Source organism: Enterococcus sp. AZ101 (assembly GCF_050499005.1).
Classification (GTDB): domain Bacteria; phylum Bacillota; class Bacilli; order Lactobacillales; family Enterococcaceae; genus Enterococcus_L; species Enterococcus_L ureilyticus.
The window spans coordinates 564304-578816 of record NZ_JBMHEZ010000002.1; the positions used below are offsets into that span (position 1 = coordinate 564304).

A 14513-nucleotide genomic window follows, 5' to 3' on the forward strand; every position below is an offset into this window, starting at 1 on the left:
CGATAGTAATAAACAAGGACAAAATCTTTGTTTTGGAAAAGTGGTGATTGATTATGGAAAAAGTAAAATCTATTTTAATGAGTCTTCTTGGTATCGTAGGTGCTATTAGTCTTTTTGGCGGTGGAGTAATGTTTGCTACTTTATTTATTTTACTATTTATATTATCAGTAGGATTAGAAATCATCACGAAACAAGGATCGGATACTTCGCAAAGAACATAACGGTTTGATCATAGAATCTTCATATCCCGATTGTCCATTTCTGTTGGAACGATAGGGTTTTTTCTCTGGAGAATGCTTTCAAGGGTCAATAACGTAAGCCTTTTTCAAACTAAACAGAAATTTTTCTGAAAATCAAGACGATTTCAATTGAAAAACACTAAAAGAACAGGTATAATTAGTTCATCAATAATAGTTGATGAACGATTTTATCTGTCACCATTCTATTATTTCATGAGGGAGTAACTGGCGGCGCTAGCTGCGGCAACATCACCAACTCCGAAAGAAATTTCTGGTGTTGTCTTAAACGGTGAGACTTATGTATGTTCTATTTAGCATACAGAGGTCTATTTTTTTTCGTTTTTGCTACGAACATTAAGTCCAAAAGCGTGTTCGTTTCGCTAATATGAAGTAAAATAGATTTAAGTAGCTGCACATTACAGAGGAGGAAGAACATGTCAGAAGAGAAAAAGGTTCAATTATCTGAAGCATTTTATACGCAGTCAGATGAAGAAGTCTTACAAAAGTTTGATACGACAGTCGAAGGACTATCCAATCAAGAAGCCAAGAAAAGATTAGAAAGCTATGGGGCTAATGCTTTAGATGAAGGGAAAAAGAAATCAATCGTTGTAAAATTCTTTGAACAGTTTAAAGATTTTATGATCATTGTCTTACTATTTGCTGCAGTAATTTCCGCAGTCTTCTCAGGTGATTTTGTTGATTCCATCATCATTCTACTCGTGGTTATTTTAAACGCGATCTTCGGTGTGATTCAAGAAGCCAAAGCAGAACAAGCGATTGAAGCTTTAAAAGAAATGTCTTCGCCGAATGCGAATATCCGTCGTGATGGTCACGTGATCACAGTGAAAAGTGATGAACTAGTACCAGGAGATATCGTTTTATTAGAAGCAGGAGATGTTGTTCCTGCAGACTTACGTTTATTGGAAGCTGCGAGTCTTAAAATCGAAGAAGCAGCTTTGACAGGTGAATCTGTACCAGTTGAAAAAGAAGCTATTGTTTTAGAAGGTAAATCTGATGACATCGGAATCGGTGATCGGATCAATATGGCGTATTCTAACAGTAACGTGACTTATGGCCGCGGAATCGGTGTGGTTGTCGGCACAGGGATGAACACCGAAGTCGGTAAGATTGCAGGGATGTTAGCCAACGAAAAAGAAACTGAAACACCATTGAAACAAAACTTAAACCAATTAGGTAAAATGTTGACGATCGCTATTTTAGTGATTGCAGCAGTGATGTTTGTTGTTGGTATGATGAACGGCCGTACATGGATCGATATGTTATTAACATCAATTTCATTAGCCGTTGCAGCGATTCCAGAAGGATTGCCAGCTATCGTTACAATTATTTTAGCTTTAGGTACACAAAAAATGGCGAAGAAAAATGCCATCGTCCGCAAATTACCAGCGGTTGAAACATTAGGAAGCACAGATATTATCTGTTCAGATAAAACTGGGACGTTAACATTAAACCAAATGACGGTTGAAGCTCTTTACACAGATAATGAAGTAAAACCTGCAACAGATGCTGTTGCTATGGATAATATGGCCTTAAAAATCATGAACTACACAAACGATACAAAAATTGCACAAGACGGTTCATTGATTGGTGATCCAACTGAAACAGCACTTGTTCAATACGGTTTAGATCACGATTTTAACGTAACGGAAAAAGTTGCTGCTGAACCTCGTGTTGCTGAAATTCCATTTGATTCAGATCGTAAATTGATGACAACTGTTCACCAATTAGCAGATGGTAAATTCTTAGTTGCTGTCAAAGGTGCACCAGACGAATTACTAAAACGTTGTAATCAAGCATTATTAAAGGGTCAAACACCAGCAATGGATGACAAACAACGTCAAGAAATTTTAGCGACTAATACAAAATTAGCCAAACAAGCATTACGTGTTTTAGGAATGGCTTATAAAATCGTAGATGCGGTTCCAGCGGAAATGGATTCTGATTTAGTTGAAAAAGACTTAGTATTTGCAGGTCTTGTCGGCATGATCGATCCAGAACGTAAAGAAGCAGCCGAAGCGGTAAAAGTAGCCAAAGAAGCTGGCATTCGTCCAATCATGATCACAGGTGACCACAAAGACACAGCCGAAGCAATTGCTGCACGTCTTGGTATCATTAAAGAAGGTGACGACGATGCTGTAATTACAGGTGCTGAATTAAATGAATTATCGGATGAAGCATTTGCAAAAGTCGTTGAACATTATTCCGTTTATGCTCGTGTTTCACCTGAACATAAAGTTCGTATCGTGAAAGCGTGGCAACAAGAAGGTAAAGTCGTTGCTATGACAGGTGACGGTGTGAATGATGCACCAGCCTTGAAAGCAGCTGACATCGGTATCGGCATGGGGATTACTGGTACAGAAGTATCAAAAGGTGCCTCTGATATGGTCTTAGCGGATGATAATTTCTCTACTATTATCGTAGCCGTTGAAGAAGGACGTAAAGTCTTCTCAAATATCCAAAAAACGATTCAATATCTCCTTTCTGCTAACTTAGGGGAAGTATTGACACTCTTTATTGCAACAATGTTAGCGTGGGATACCTTACTACCAGTTCACTTATTGTGGATCAACTTAGTAACCGACACATTCCCAGCAATTGCTTTGGGCGTAGAGCCTGCTGAGCGTGACGTGATGAGCCATGCGCCTCGTGGGAAGAAATCAAACTTCTTCTCTGGCGGTGTCTTGAGTAGTGTAATTTATCAAGGGATCACACAAGGTGCGTTGACGCTGATCGTGTATAAAATGGCGATCGAATTCCCAGCGCACACAGCAGCGAATATGCCAAACTTATCAGCAGCAGCCTTATATGATTTACAACATGGTGATGCGTTGACAATGGCATTTGCAACATTAGGATTGATTCAATTGTTCCACGCATTCAACGTGAAATCTATTTACCAATCTGTCTTTAAAGTTGGGTTGTTCAGAAACAAATCATTTAACTGGGCTATCTTAGTATCGTTCTTGTTACTAGCAGCAACGATTCTAATTCCAGGATTCAATGACTTGTTCAGCGTAACGTCATTAGATGCTTACCAATGGGCAATCGTTGCTGGAACGTCATTTGCGATTATCCCAATCGTTGAAATTGTAAAATTTGTTCAACGTAGAATGGGAAAAAGTTAACAACAAATCGAAAAAAATGAATAGACTTATAAATAAGTTTAAAGTCAACTAAATACGAAGACCAAAAATCATGAAAAAGATTTTTGGTCTTTGTATTTTTTTTAATTAAATCAATGTAAAAAGACTCTCAAACTATTTCGATTTAGTTTTACTGAAAAGAGAAACAGGGATTAAGCTTATTTTAGAGGCTTTTATTTTTTTTTCAAAAAAAAACAGCTCTTATTTTTGAATAATAAAAAAAAAGTGAATACTTATTTGCTGTATATTATCTATTATCAAAGAGTAAACAGGAAACTTTGATGAACAGTTGTCACTTGCTGCGATAGGAAAGGAAGAAAAGAATTATGGGCATAAACGTATAAAGAATCGGTGGATCAGCATTTAAAGGGATAGAAATCAATAAAATTCTAATTTTTTTGTAAAAAGTCAATCATAAGTATATCATTGTCTAAAAATCGATTTTCATGAGACAATCAATACATATTAAATTTAAGGAGTGATTGGATATGTCAGAAGAAAAAAAACTTGAGCCTTACAGACACACCGATGGGAAAGGGTGGATTGATCATGGACCTAGAAATACTAGTCGTGATGAAGAAAATCCAGATATTCTAGTGCCACCTGCTACTGACCATGGAACGATGGCGAATTTAAGATTTAGTTATTCTGATTCACATCAACGCTTGGAAGAAGGCGGATGGACAAGAGAAATCACAAACCGTGATTTTCCCATTTCACAAGATGTTGCTGGCGTAGACATGAGCTTAGAACCCGGTGCTTATCGAGAAATGCATTGGCATAAGGAAGCTGAATGGGGCTTGATGCTCTATGGAAATGCTCGTGTGACGGGTATTGATGAATACGGACGCTCCTTCATTGATGACATTAAAGCCGGAGATTTATGGAACTTTGAAGCGGGAGTTCCTCACTCTATTCAAGCGTTAGACGAAGGCTGTGAATTTTTATTAGTTTTCAGTGAAGCTGATTTTTCTGAAAACAATACATTCTTATTATCGGATTGGTTGGCACATACGCCACCTGAAGTGGTTGCGGCAAACTTTAAAAAATCAACAGAGGAAATTGAAAGTTTCCCTGCTAAAGAAAAATATATTTTTAAAGCAAATATTCCTGGTTCTATTGAAGAAGTCGAACGTCCAAATGTGAATGGGAAAGTTCCATCGCCATTTACATTTCATATGGATACAATTAAACCGATTGAATCAGAAGCTGGTCGTGTACGAATCGTCGATCAAAACGTTTTTCCTGTAGCGAAAACAATTTCGGCTGCTTTTGTGGAAGTAGAGCCAGGTGGAATGCGCGAACTTCACTGGCATCCTAAAGCTGCAGAATGGCAATACTACATTCAAGGGAAAGCTCGCATGACAGTTTTTAACTCTGCTGGTGTTTCTAGAACGTTTGATTTCCAAGCAGGTGACGTAGGTGTCGTTCCAATCGTAGCTGGACACTACGTACAAAATATTGGTGATGAACCCTTGATTTTTGTAGAAGTCTTCAAGCATGGTGAGTATTCTGATATTTCATTAAATAAATGGTTAGGCTCTTCCCCATCGCAAATGGTAGCGGATCATTTAAACGTTACGAAACAATTTGCGGAGTCACTACCAAATCCAGAAAAGCCACAACCTGTTGTTTGGTTTAAAAAACCAGAATAGTTTTTGTTTCAATGCCTAGAAAATAAATAGGAAAATTTTCTAGGCTTTTTACTATCAAAAATTGGAGGAATAGAGAGTGAATAATCGTAAAGTACCGACTTATCCTGTAATGGAACTACCTTGGATTGCTTTTTTTCTAGCGATTGCGGCTGGCTCAATGGACGGGTATACCTACTTTGTAGGAAAAGCATTTAGCACAGTACAATCAGGAAATATCATTTTATTAGGACAAACAATTGCAACAAAAGACTGGCAGCATTTAGCTACAGTGGCACTAACCATCTTATGTTTTGGATTAGGTGCGATGACGACAGGAATTATTGAAGTGTTGGGCATTAAAATGAAGAAAATCTGGGCATTTGAAATTTTACTTATAGAAGCAGTCGTTTTAGTTGGCTTAGGTTTTTCATCAATTAATAGTGTTTTTACCATCCTACAGATATGTATGCTTGTTTCTTTTCTAGCTGGAATGCAAGGGAATGCATTTCATAAAATAGATGGCATGCTTTATGGAAATGTTGCCGTGACATTAGTGGTACAATTAGCGTTCAATTATATTATTCAAGCTTTTACCGGAGCAAAAGATGCATGGAAAAATAGTTGGTTATATTTTTCTGTATTAATTGGTTTTGCAGGTGGCGGACTAATCGGGACTATTTTGACAAAAGCTTATGGTGAAAAATCTTTATGGTTTACAGCAATTGTTTTAGTGGGAATTGCCTTCTATTCAAAAATGATCAAAGTAGAGGAGAAAGCAATTAAAATTGATCCTGTTTAGTAGTAAATAATTAGTGAACTTGAATCAGTTTTCAAAGACTAGACAGTAAGGAACTGTAGAGGAAGATTCAGTCGCGCAGAAAACGAAATAGCTCAATGAGTGTTTCTTTTCTGTGTTATTCCAGATTGGTAAATGGGAAAATCGGTGTAATTATTTAAGGACGTGAATGGATGAATAAAAACAAAGAAACCTATGATGGGGTACGCTATAATCGAAGTGCTCTTATGGTTGTTATTCTACTGGGCGCATTTTGTATTATTATGAATCAGACGCTGTTGATCACAGCCTACCCAACGATTATGAAAGACCTGAATATAAGTTTAAGCACCGTTCAATGGTTAACAACGTTGTTTCTCTTAGTATCAGGTATTACTATTCCTTTGTCTGCTTATTTAATGAAACAAATCAAGTCTAAATATCTATTTTTAACTGCCTTGAATTTATTTTTAATGGGCGTGCTTATTTGTTATTTCGGTCCAACATTCAAGTATTTGCTTTTTGGACGATTATTACAGGGAATTGCTTCTGGAATTATGCTTCCTTTGATTCAGACGATTGTATTAACGCTGTTCCAAAAAAACGAGCGTGGAACTGCTATGGGGTTTGTTGGTTTAGTAGTTGCGTTAGCTCCCGCGATAGGGCCAACGCTATCTGGATATATTATTACCTATTTTAATTGGAAAACATTATTTCTTATTACAATACCGTTGATTCTTCTATCTGAAATAGGGGCTTTGCTGTTTTTTAAAGTCAGCATACCCTTAAAACAGAGTAAGTTAGACATTCCTTCTGTTTTTTTATCGATCATTGGATTTGGTAGTTTGTTATACAGCATTAGTTTAGCCAGTACTAAAGGCTGGTTGTCTAAAGAAGTGATTGTTCTTTTGTTTATAGGATGTGCTGTGATTATTTCTTTCATTGTACGAGAGTTGAAAATTTCAAATCCACTATTGAACTTAAAAGTGTTTAGCTACTCAACTTTTTCAGTTTCTGTGTTTCTAAGTGCCATTTCTTATATAGCCTTGCTTGGATTTGAATCTATTTTACCAGACTATATTCAAAAGGTTCATCTAGAAAGTCCAATTGATTCGGGGTTGATTTTATTGCCTGGAAGTATTGTGATGGGATTAATGAATCCAGTTACAGGAAAATTATTTGATCGATTTGGTGGACGTTTTTTAATCCCGATTGGTTTGACGTTATTGTCTTTAGGGACATTTCCATTTCTATTTATTACTGAGACAACCCCAATTCTTTTCATAGCTATTTTCTATGCTATTCGTTTATTGGGAATATCAATGGTCTTGATGCCAGTGACAACAACGGGAATGAATGCTTTACCCAATGACATGATCAGTAATGGGACCGCAACGAATAATACATTAAGGCAAATTGCTAGCTCCTTTGGGACTGCTGTATTAGTTACGTTTCTATCTAGTCATGCCCAAGCTACTCCTACACAATCATTGGCAATTGGAAGCTCCACACTTGCTATAAAAGAATCATTGGAGGTTACCGATTATCGTCATGCGTTTGCGATGGCTTTTGTTTTTTGTATCGTTGCTTTAATTAGTTCCTTAATTATTTTTCGTAAAAAAGGATCGAATACTAAAAAGAGAGAAAAGAAAGAGTAATCATTTGAATTATTTATAGACGTTTATAAGGAAGTGATAATCCCCACTCTTTCAAAAATGAATTACCGGTTAAACAGATATCTAGTGAAAAAATTAAGTTTTTTTATAGAAATACTTATTACTTTTCTATCTACTCATTTGCGTGTATATTAAAAATTGAAATGGAGTATATTTATTGATAGTGTGATGACTTCCACTCGGCAATAATTAAGTTAGCTATGTTTATGAAATATCTATAACGATAGGCTACTTAATAAAAAAGTTTAGTAGAGTAAGTCATCGCATCTATTTTTAAACTCAATTACTGATAAAATAATTGAGAAATCAACTATGCAAAGAGTGGGAATAGATGTTAGAAAAGTATTTAGAAAAAAATATTTATAGAAAAATTGTTCTTCTTGAAGCACTATACAAATATGAAAAAATTGACATTACGCATTATATAGAAATATTCGAAGCATTTCCAACAACAGTACAAAATGATTTGGAAGATTTAGTTCAGATACTAGATATGTACATATTAAGTTATGAGAAACAAAAAAAATACTTTTATGTAGAATTTAATAAAGATATTCCATTATTTGAAATTCGCAAAATCATCTATCAGCAATCATTATTTCTAAAGACGTGTACCAAATTTTTGGAACAACAGTTTAATTACTTGGATTTAGTAGAAGAAGAATTTATTTCAGTTAGTAAAGCTTATAATTTGAAGAAAAAAGCGGAAGCTTTTTTTTCTGCTTGTCATCTGGACTGTGAAAATGAACGGTTGAATAGTTCAGAATTTGAAACGAGGTTCTTATATTTATACTATCTAACAAAAATTGACATCAATTATGAAACAAATCAGACGATTGAATTTGAAGAAGCGTGCGAGGACATGCTCGATTTGATTGAACACGAGTTTTCAACCAGAGTTTATACGGAAGAAAGTCGTTATTTTATTTTACAAGGAATGAATATTGCCTATTCACGTCAAGATAAAGAAAAGCTTGAATTAGAAGAAAAGGTCATCGTCGATTTAAAAAAACGCCCCATTTTCAAGTTAGTCGAACAAGCATGGAAAAGTTTGAATATGGAGCGCTTTTTACCAGAACATGAAATTGTTTATGTGGTGTCTCTTTTTAATTCTTGTGAGTATTCTTTTAGTCAATTAGAGAATTTATTTGAAGACCATGAGAAATTACGTAGTACGTTTTTAGTTGGTCGTCCAGATATTATTCGACTAATCCAATATTTTGAAGAAGAATTTGATCAAATTTTATTAGGGGATTTTAGTTTTGAAGAAGGGGTTATCCGTTTAACAAGGAATGCTTGGTATAATCATCAAGTTTTAGTCCACGGTTCTTTTTATACGCTGCATCCTAAAAATAAAGAGCTGTTTCAACGAATCGTCAAAGTTTTATTTAAATGGGGACAAGGAATTAAAAATCTTCTTGTAATTGATACAAATTTAATCTATCGTTTTATTGAAGAAGCGGGCCCTATTTTAATGCAAGAAAAACTGTTCTTCCATTTGAAAATCGTAACCGATTCTGATTCAAAATTTTTACTGTATCAAAGTAAATTCTCTGAATTTAATGTTTTCGATATAGTGGTAGAGAATAAATTTTACCGTTCCATATACGAAGTTGAAGGATATGACCAATCGATTCGTAATGAATATATCTTTTGTGAAGAGGCCCTGATTCCATCGGTGTTAGAAGATCATCCTCATATCATTCCAATCTCTGTAGATATGTTATTAGATCATTCTTTTTTGTTAGTGTGTATGAAGCCTTATCAACACTTTATGGAAGTTCATAATACTTCCTATATTAATGGGGTAAAGTGATAATCTATTTTTACTTATTAGTTGGCAAAAAGACGAAGAATGTTAAGGCAAAGAATGCAGCATAAGTTTTGTATGGTTTATGACAGATGAGAATCAAATAGATCCAGTGTGACGTCGCCCTGTACCTCACTGGGTTTCTCAGCAATTCTCGCGAAGTTACTTCTGATTTCACTAGTAATTCGAATTCCTGGAGTAGGGGATGTGACTCGTAGTGTTATGTCTCAGATAAAAATAAACAATAGATTACTTTTAAGTATCGATGGATCCTTGATGTTTGAAAAATAGTTTTTAAGGTCAAAACAAGTCAAAAAAGTGGACAAATTTTCATATTGCGGTATTATTAATATAGAGATTTAGCTTTAAAATATGGAGGTTAGTCGTGATGAACTATTTAGATGAAAATGAAGAAACAGAAGAAAAACAACAACCAAATGCGTTTATGAAAAAATTGTTTGAAGAGCGAACAATTTTGATTTACGGAGAAATCAATCAAGATTTAGCACGAGAAGTAACATCTCAATTATTGTTGCTAGCTGCAATGGGTGATGAGCCTATCAAAATCTTTATCAATAGCCAAGGCGGACATGTTGAAGCGGGAGATACGATTCATGACATGATCAAATTTGTAAAACCAGAAGTGATCGTGATCGGAACTGGTTGGGTTGCAAGTGCTGGTATTACGATTTACTTAGCTGCTGAAGCGAAGAATCGTTATAGCTTACCAAATACACGCTATATGATCCATCAACCTGCTGGCGGTGTGCAAGGACAAAGTACAGAGATTCAAATTGAAGCCAAAGAAATCATCCGTATGCGTGAACGTGTCAATCGCTTGATCGCTGAAGCGACAGGTCAAACTTACGAAAAAATCGCAAAAGATACAGACCGTAACTTCTGGATGTCAGCTGACGAAGCCAAAGAGTATGGCATGATTTCTAAAATCATCAAAACAAGTGACGAAATTCAATAAAAACATAAAAACTGCAAACAAAAAATCTGTTTGCAGTTTTTTTATAAGAAGAATCAGGGTAAAATTGTATTTTTGCAGATTCTTCTTGTCATCTGCCTATCAAACAGGGTAAAATTGAGTGATTACTAAAAGAAAGTAGGAAAGATTGTGAAACCAAATTTAGGCTATTATGTTCAAAACATCAATGATATTGTTAAAGAAACAGAAGAAGTCGGAGAAAAAATGAACGACTATTACGAGGAAGTTCGTAAAGCAATCGATAACGGCAAAGTAACGGAGTTGGCTCCAGAAAGAATTGCTGAGATTCAACGCATTTTCCAAGATGGCACCAAGGAATATACAATTATGCTTGAAAAAGTAACTCAATTGCGTCCACCTGCCCGTGTTATGGGAATCCATAAGAAATTCGAACGTTCATACATCGAATATTTAGCTGGTTGTAACGAAATGATTTTATCTTTAGATCCGGAAAAAGGGATCGATGTTGATTTGTTCAATCATTCAGAAGAAAAGCAAGATAAAGCAACAGATGACATTTCATTTGCTATCACACGAATGAGCAACCTTTTATTAAATAAATAAAAAAATAAATGGAAAAATGACAAAAAATAGTAAGATTTCATTTTAATTTAATGTTATTTTTAGTAGACAAAAGAAAAAAACTGTTGTATTATATGATCATACCAACAACAACCTTTTTATTTTTCATTTTACTCTTATTGAGTAATACTCCTTTTCCATCGGCCTTTTCCGCCGATGGTTTTTTATTTATACGTTTTTGAAAATAAATATCATATTAATAATATATCTTTATCTTTTTAATTTTAACATACATAATGTTATTTTTTGTCTGTTTTAAGCAAAGAAAAGAGACTTGCTTTTAAAGACATAGAAAAAGATCTAAAACAGAAACATTACAGTCTGTTTTAGATCTTTAGATTTTCATGTGACTATTCCGTATTAATTTTCTACATTACGCACATAATCATCAAAATACTGAATCAGATCAGATTTGATCTTCTGATATTCAGCTTCTGTGTATTCACGTTCTTCAATCGTTCCATTAAAAAATGGAATCTCCAACTCTTCGCGCAAGCGCTCTACGACTTCACTTTGATCCATTTGGGCACCTTCTTTACCTGTTGTCTACTCTATTATAGAACATTAAAATCATTCGTCAACTGTTCAAAAGAATCTTTCATAGCCGTTAACTTATTATAAAGTAGGATGCTATCATCCTCTTCAAGAAAAAAGACCTGCTTCAATTCAAAATAGAAATCTTCAAAGGCTTTAAAAAAGGGGTGAACCTCTGAGGCCGTTAGTTCACTATTACTGTAGTAAAAAACACGTACACTATGATAATAGGTGAAGACTTCATTGATATTTAAAAGAATTCGAGTATCTTCAGGGCGTGGGCGGCTGGTGACTAAATCGTATAAAGTTAAGCTCTTTGTATGGATTTCAGATAAATAAGATAAGAGTATTTCCACTTTTTCATTACTTGCTGACATTAAATCGACCTCCAATTTTCTTAATTATAATAAAAAAGTAGAAGAAAGAGAAATAGGACACTCAATAGAAGAGTAATATTTATAAAAAATGAAAAATAAAGAAAAAAACGTTGACAAAAAAATGAGAATGCTCTAATATTATGACCAATACTAAAACTCATTGAAAAGAAGAGTACACAAGCAGACATTATATCCAGTGAATTGATGTGATCAGTTATTGGAGCGAGAGAGCTTTCGTTTGGTGCAAGAAAGTAATGATCCCTTGTCGAAAATGATCTTGGAGAGGAAAAATCAATTTGATTTTTACGGCAGCTACCGTTAACAAGGCACCAAATCAAGAAGTGATTCGACGTTTGGGTTGAGATGGAAGTGATTTCCAATAAAGGTGGTACCGCGACAGTCGCCCTTTACTAGTATAAAGCTAGTAGGGACGGCTTTTTTGTTCCTTTTAATGAGAATAAATAGAAAGAGGCGGTCATTATGCAAGAAGGTGATATGTGGATTGGCGATATAAAAAAAATCAATAAAATAAAAAATAGAAAAGGAATGACGCATAATGACAAACTCTAACTATCAATTTGAAACGATCCAAATCCATGGAGGACACAAACCCGACAAAGAGACGAATTCTAGAGCCGTACCTATTTACCAAACAACATCTTATACCTTTGACGACACACAAGATGCAGCCGAGAAATTTGCACTATCTAAAGCAGGAAACATTTATACACGCATCACAAATCCGACAACAGCAGTATTGGAAGACCGGTTGAATGAATTAGAAGGCGGTGTTGGAGCGGTAGCAGTAGCTTCAGGAACAGCGGCTGTCACTTATGCAATTCAAAACCTTGCAAGCAGCGGTGATCATATTGTCTCAGCTTCAACATTATATGGTGGAACATTTAACTTATTTGCTCATACATTGCCAGAATTTGGGATCACGACAACCTTTGTTGAGCCAGATCAGTTAAGTAATTTTGAAGAAGCCATCAAAGAAAATACCAAAGCGATTTTTGTAGAAACGATTGGTAATCCAATTACGAATGTTGCAGATTTAGAAGCCATTGCAGAAATTGCACATAAACATGAGTTACCATTGATCGTGGATAATACTTTTGCAACGGCCTATTTGAATCGTCCTTTTGATTTTGGCGCTGATATCGTCGTATATTCCGCAACAAAATTCATTGGTGGGCACGGTGTTGCTTTGGGAGGTGTTATCATTGATTCTGGCAAATTCAACTGGGCAAATGGTAAATTCCCTAAACTTGTTGATCCAGACCCAAGCTATCATGGTTTATCCTATACAAAAGATGTTGGTGCACCAGCTTATATCACACGCTTACGCGTTTCTTTATTAAGAGATACAGGGGCAGCGATTTCACCCTTCAATAGTTTTTTATTGATTCTAGGTCTAGAAACATTATCTTTGCGCATAGAGCGACATGTAAAAAATGCGCAGACTGTAGCGGAATTTTTAAATAAGCACCCGAAAGTTGAGTGGGTTAATTATCCAGGCTTACCGAACAATCAATATCATCAACTAGCAGAAAAATACTTACCAAAAGGAGCAGGCTCAGTCTTTACTTTTGGAGTAAAAGGTGGGGCCGAAGCTGGAAAAAATTTGATTGATCATGTTGAGCTGTTCTCACTATTAGCAAATGTCGGTGATGCGAAATCATTGATCATTCATCCAGCTTCAACAACGCATTCACAGTTGAGTGAAGATGAATTAAAAGCTTCAGGAACAGCGCCAGAATTGATTCGTCTATCCATTGGAATTGAAAATATTGAAGATATTATTGCTGACTTGGGGCAAGCATTGAATAAACTATAAAAAAATGAAAAGGTTGGGACAGGAAGTGCTTCTGCTCCACCCCTACCGTTCATACGGATTCCATGTGAGTGGGATATGATTCAAAGAGTTATGTCCCGTTCACTTTCTTAAAAAAATCTCATAAAACTGTTGACTTTGATTAAAAACTTTTGTATCTTTAATATTATAGTTTGAATTATTCAAAAATTCTGACAATAAAGGATGTTGAGGAAGATGAACAAGCAGACAACGACAATTACATTCTTATTATTACTGAAGGACTCATCACACTGATTTCTAGAAACCAGCTGCAGCACAGCTTTTTCTTATCAGACGTTGAGAGTCCTGTTTTCGCATTGCATGAACGGGATGACAAGCATCCCATATCGTGGGGTGCTTTTTTATTGTAAATCACAGCGACTGCTTGCAGAGCTGATGATGCACAATACTTGGCGAGCGAAGCGAGAGAAGTTTCATTCGTCTAAATCACAGCGATTGCTTGCAGAGCTGATGATGCACAATACTTGGCGAGCGAAGCGAGAGAAGTTTCGTTCGTCTAAAACACAGCGACTGCTTGCAGAGCTGATGATGCACAATACTTGGCGAGCGAAGCGAGAGAAGTTTCGTTCGTCTAAAACACAGCGACTGCTTGCAGAGCTGATGATGCACAATACTTGGCGAGCGAAGCGAGAGAAGTTTCGTTCGTCTAAAACACAGCGACTGCTTGCAGAGCTGATGATGCGCAATACTTGGCGAGCGAAGCGAGAGAAGTTTCGTTCGTCTAAAACACAGCGACTGCTTGCAGAGCTGATGATGCACAATACTTGGCGAACGAAGCGAGAGAAGTTTTATTCGTGTCCCCTAACCTAAAAAAATGAAGAAAACCATTAACTCAATTCAGAAGGGAAGTAT

Annotated in this window: 12 protein-coding genes and 1 other annotated feature; of the genes, 10 read left to right on the plus strand and 2 right to left on the minus strand. The window is 35.7% G+C overall.

All coding sequences use genetic code 11. The annotated features are described in order from the left end of the window. Positions 1-53 precede the first annotated feature (53 nt). The 8 genes from IGJ50_RS12050 (at position 54) to IGJ50_RS12085 (ending at position 10856) form a co-directional block, all read left to right on the plus strand. Positions 54-221, plus strand: a complete 168-nt coding sequence (locus tag IGJ50_RS12050) for a hypothetical protein (RefSeq protein ID WP_207121004.1) — start codon at positions 54-56, stop codon at positions 219-221. Between the two features lie 452 nt (positions 222-673). Next, the gene (locus IGJ50_RS12055) at positions 674-3385 is read left to right on the plus strand and encodes a cation-translocating P-type ATPase (protein ID WP_069639533.1); all 2712 of its coding nucleotides are present in this window, start codon (positions 674-676) and stop codon (positions 3383-3385) included. 506 nt (positions 3386-3891) lie between these two features. Next, on the plus strand, positions 3892-5058 hold the full coding sequence (locus IGJ50_RS12060) for an oxalate decarboxylase family bicupin (RefSeq protein ID WP_069639532.1): 1167 nt from the start codon (positions 3892-3894) through the stop codon (positions 5056-5058). A 76-nt stretch (positions 5059-5134) separates the two neighbouring features. Then, positions 5135-5836 (plus strand): YoaK family protein, encoded by a 702-nt coding sequence (locus IGJ50_RS12065; protein ID WP_069639531.1) that lies wholly within the window; start codon positions 5135-5137, stop codon positions 5834-5836. A gap of 170 nt (positions 5837-6006) precedes the next feature. After that, complete coding sequence (locus IGJ50_RS12070) at positions 6007-7470, plus strand: MDR family MFS transporter (RefSeq protein ID WP_069639530.1); 1464 nt, start codon at positions 6007-6009, stop codon at positions 7468-7470. A 349-nt stretch (positions 7471-7819) separates the two neighbouring features. Then, on the plus strand, positions 7820-9304 hold the full coding sequence (locus IGJ50_RS12075; protein ID WP_069639529.1) for a hypothetical protein: 1485 nt from the start codon (positions 7820-7822) through the stop codon (positions 9302-9304). A 382-nt stretch (positions 9305-9686) separates the two neighbouring features. After that, positions 9687-10274: an ATP-dependent Clp protease proteolytic subunit gene (locus IGJ50_RS12080; RefSeq protein ID WP_069639528.1), complete on the plus strand. Its 588-nt coding sequence runs from the start codon at positions 9687-9689 to the stop codon at positions 10272-10274. 147 nt (positions 10275-10421) lie between these two features. Continuing rightward, positions 10422-10856 carry a hypothetical protein gene (locus tag IGJ50_RS12085; protein WP_069639527.1) on the plus strand — a complete coding sequence of 145 codons (435 nt, stop codon included), beginning with the start codon at positions 10422-10424 and terminating at the stop codon, positions 10854-10856. A 378-nt stretch (positions 10857-11234) separates the two neighbouring features. Here IGJ50_RS12085 and IGJ50_RS12090 read toward each other — a convergent pair whose 3' ends face one another. Both IGJ50_RS12090 and IGJ50_RS12095 read right to left on the minus strand, forming a co-directional pair. Beyond that, positions 11235-11396, minus strand: a complete 162-nt coding sequence (locus tag IGJ50_RS12090; RefSeq protein WP_167351665.1) for a hypothetical protein — start codon at positions 11394-11396, stop codon at positions 11235-11237. Between the two features lie 32 nt (positions 11397-11428). Then, on the minus strand, positions 11429-11785 hold the full coding sequence (locus tag IGJ50_RS12095; protein ID WP_069639526.1) for a hypothetical protein: 357 nt from the start codon (positions 11783-11785) through the stop codon (positions 11429-11431). Positions 11786-11936: 151 nt separating this feature from the next. Continuing rightward, positions 11937-12196, plus strand: a binding site (T-box leader). Positions 12197-12341: 145 nt separating this feature from the next. Here IGJ50_RS12095 and IGJ50_RS12100 point away from each other — a divergent pair. Beyond that, positions 12342-13622, plus strand: coding sequence for an O-acetylhomoserine aminocarboxypropyltransferase/cysteine synthase family protein (locus IGJ50_RS12100; protein ID WP_069639525.1), 1281 nt, complete (start codon positions 12342-12344; stop codon positions 13620-13622). A 348-nt stretch (positions 13623-13970) separates the two neighbouring features. Next, positions 13971-14471 carry a hypothetical protein gene (locus IGJ50_RS12105; RefSeq protein ID WP_429950605.1) on the plus strand — a complete coding sequence of 167 codons (501 nt, stop codon included), beginning with the start codon at positions 13971-13973 and terminating at the stop codon, positions 14469-14471. The last annotated feature ends 42 nt before the right edge of the window (positions 14472-14513 follow it).

Coding starts and splice junctions, on each gene's coding strand:
- IGJ50_RS12080 (WP_069639528.1), top strand. CDS start 9,687: ATGAACTATTTAGATGAAAATGAAGAAACAGAAGAAAAACAACAACCA.
- IGJ50_RS12075 (WP_069639529.1), top strand. CDS start 7,820: ATGTTAGAAAAGTATTTAGAAAAAAATATTTATAGAAAAATTGTTCTT.
- IGJ50_RS12070 (WP_069639530.1), top strand. CDS start 6,007: ATGAATAAAAACAAAGAAACCTATGATGGGGTACGCTATAATCGAAGT.
- IGJ50_RS12105 (WP_429950605.1), top strand. CDS start 13,971: ATGACAAGCATCCCATATCGTGGGGTGCTTTTTTATTGTAAATCACAG.
- IGJ50_RS12100 (WP_069639525.1), top strand. CDS start 12,342: ATGACAAACTCTAACTATCAATTTGAAACGATCCAAATCCATGGAGGA.
- IGJ50_RS12050 (WP_207121004.1), top strand. CDS start 54: ATGGAAAAAGTAAAATCTATTTTAATGAGTCTTCTTGGTATCGTAGGT.
- IGJ50_RS12055 (WP_069639533.1), top strand. CDS start 674: ATGTCAGAAGAGAAAAAGGTTCAATTATCTGAAGCATTTTATACGCAG.
- IGJ50_RS12090 (WP_167351665.1), bottom strand. CDS start 11,396: ATGGATCAAAGTGAAGTCGTAGAGCGCTTGCGCGAAGAGTTGGAGATT.
- IGJ50_RS12095 (WP_069639526.1), bottom strand. CDS start 11,785: ATGTCAGCAAGTAATGAAAAAGTGGAAATACTCTTATCTTATTTATCT.
- IGJ50_RS12060 (WP_069639532.1), top strand. CDS start 3,892: ATGTCAGAAGAAAAAAAACTTGAGCCTTACAGACACACCGATGGGAAA.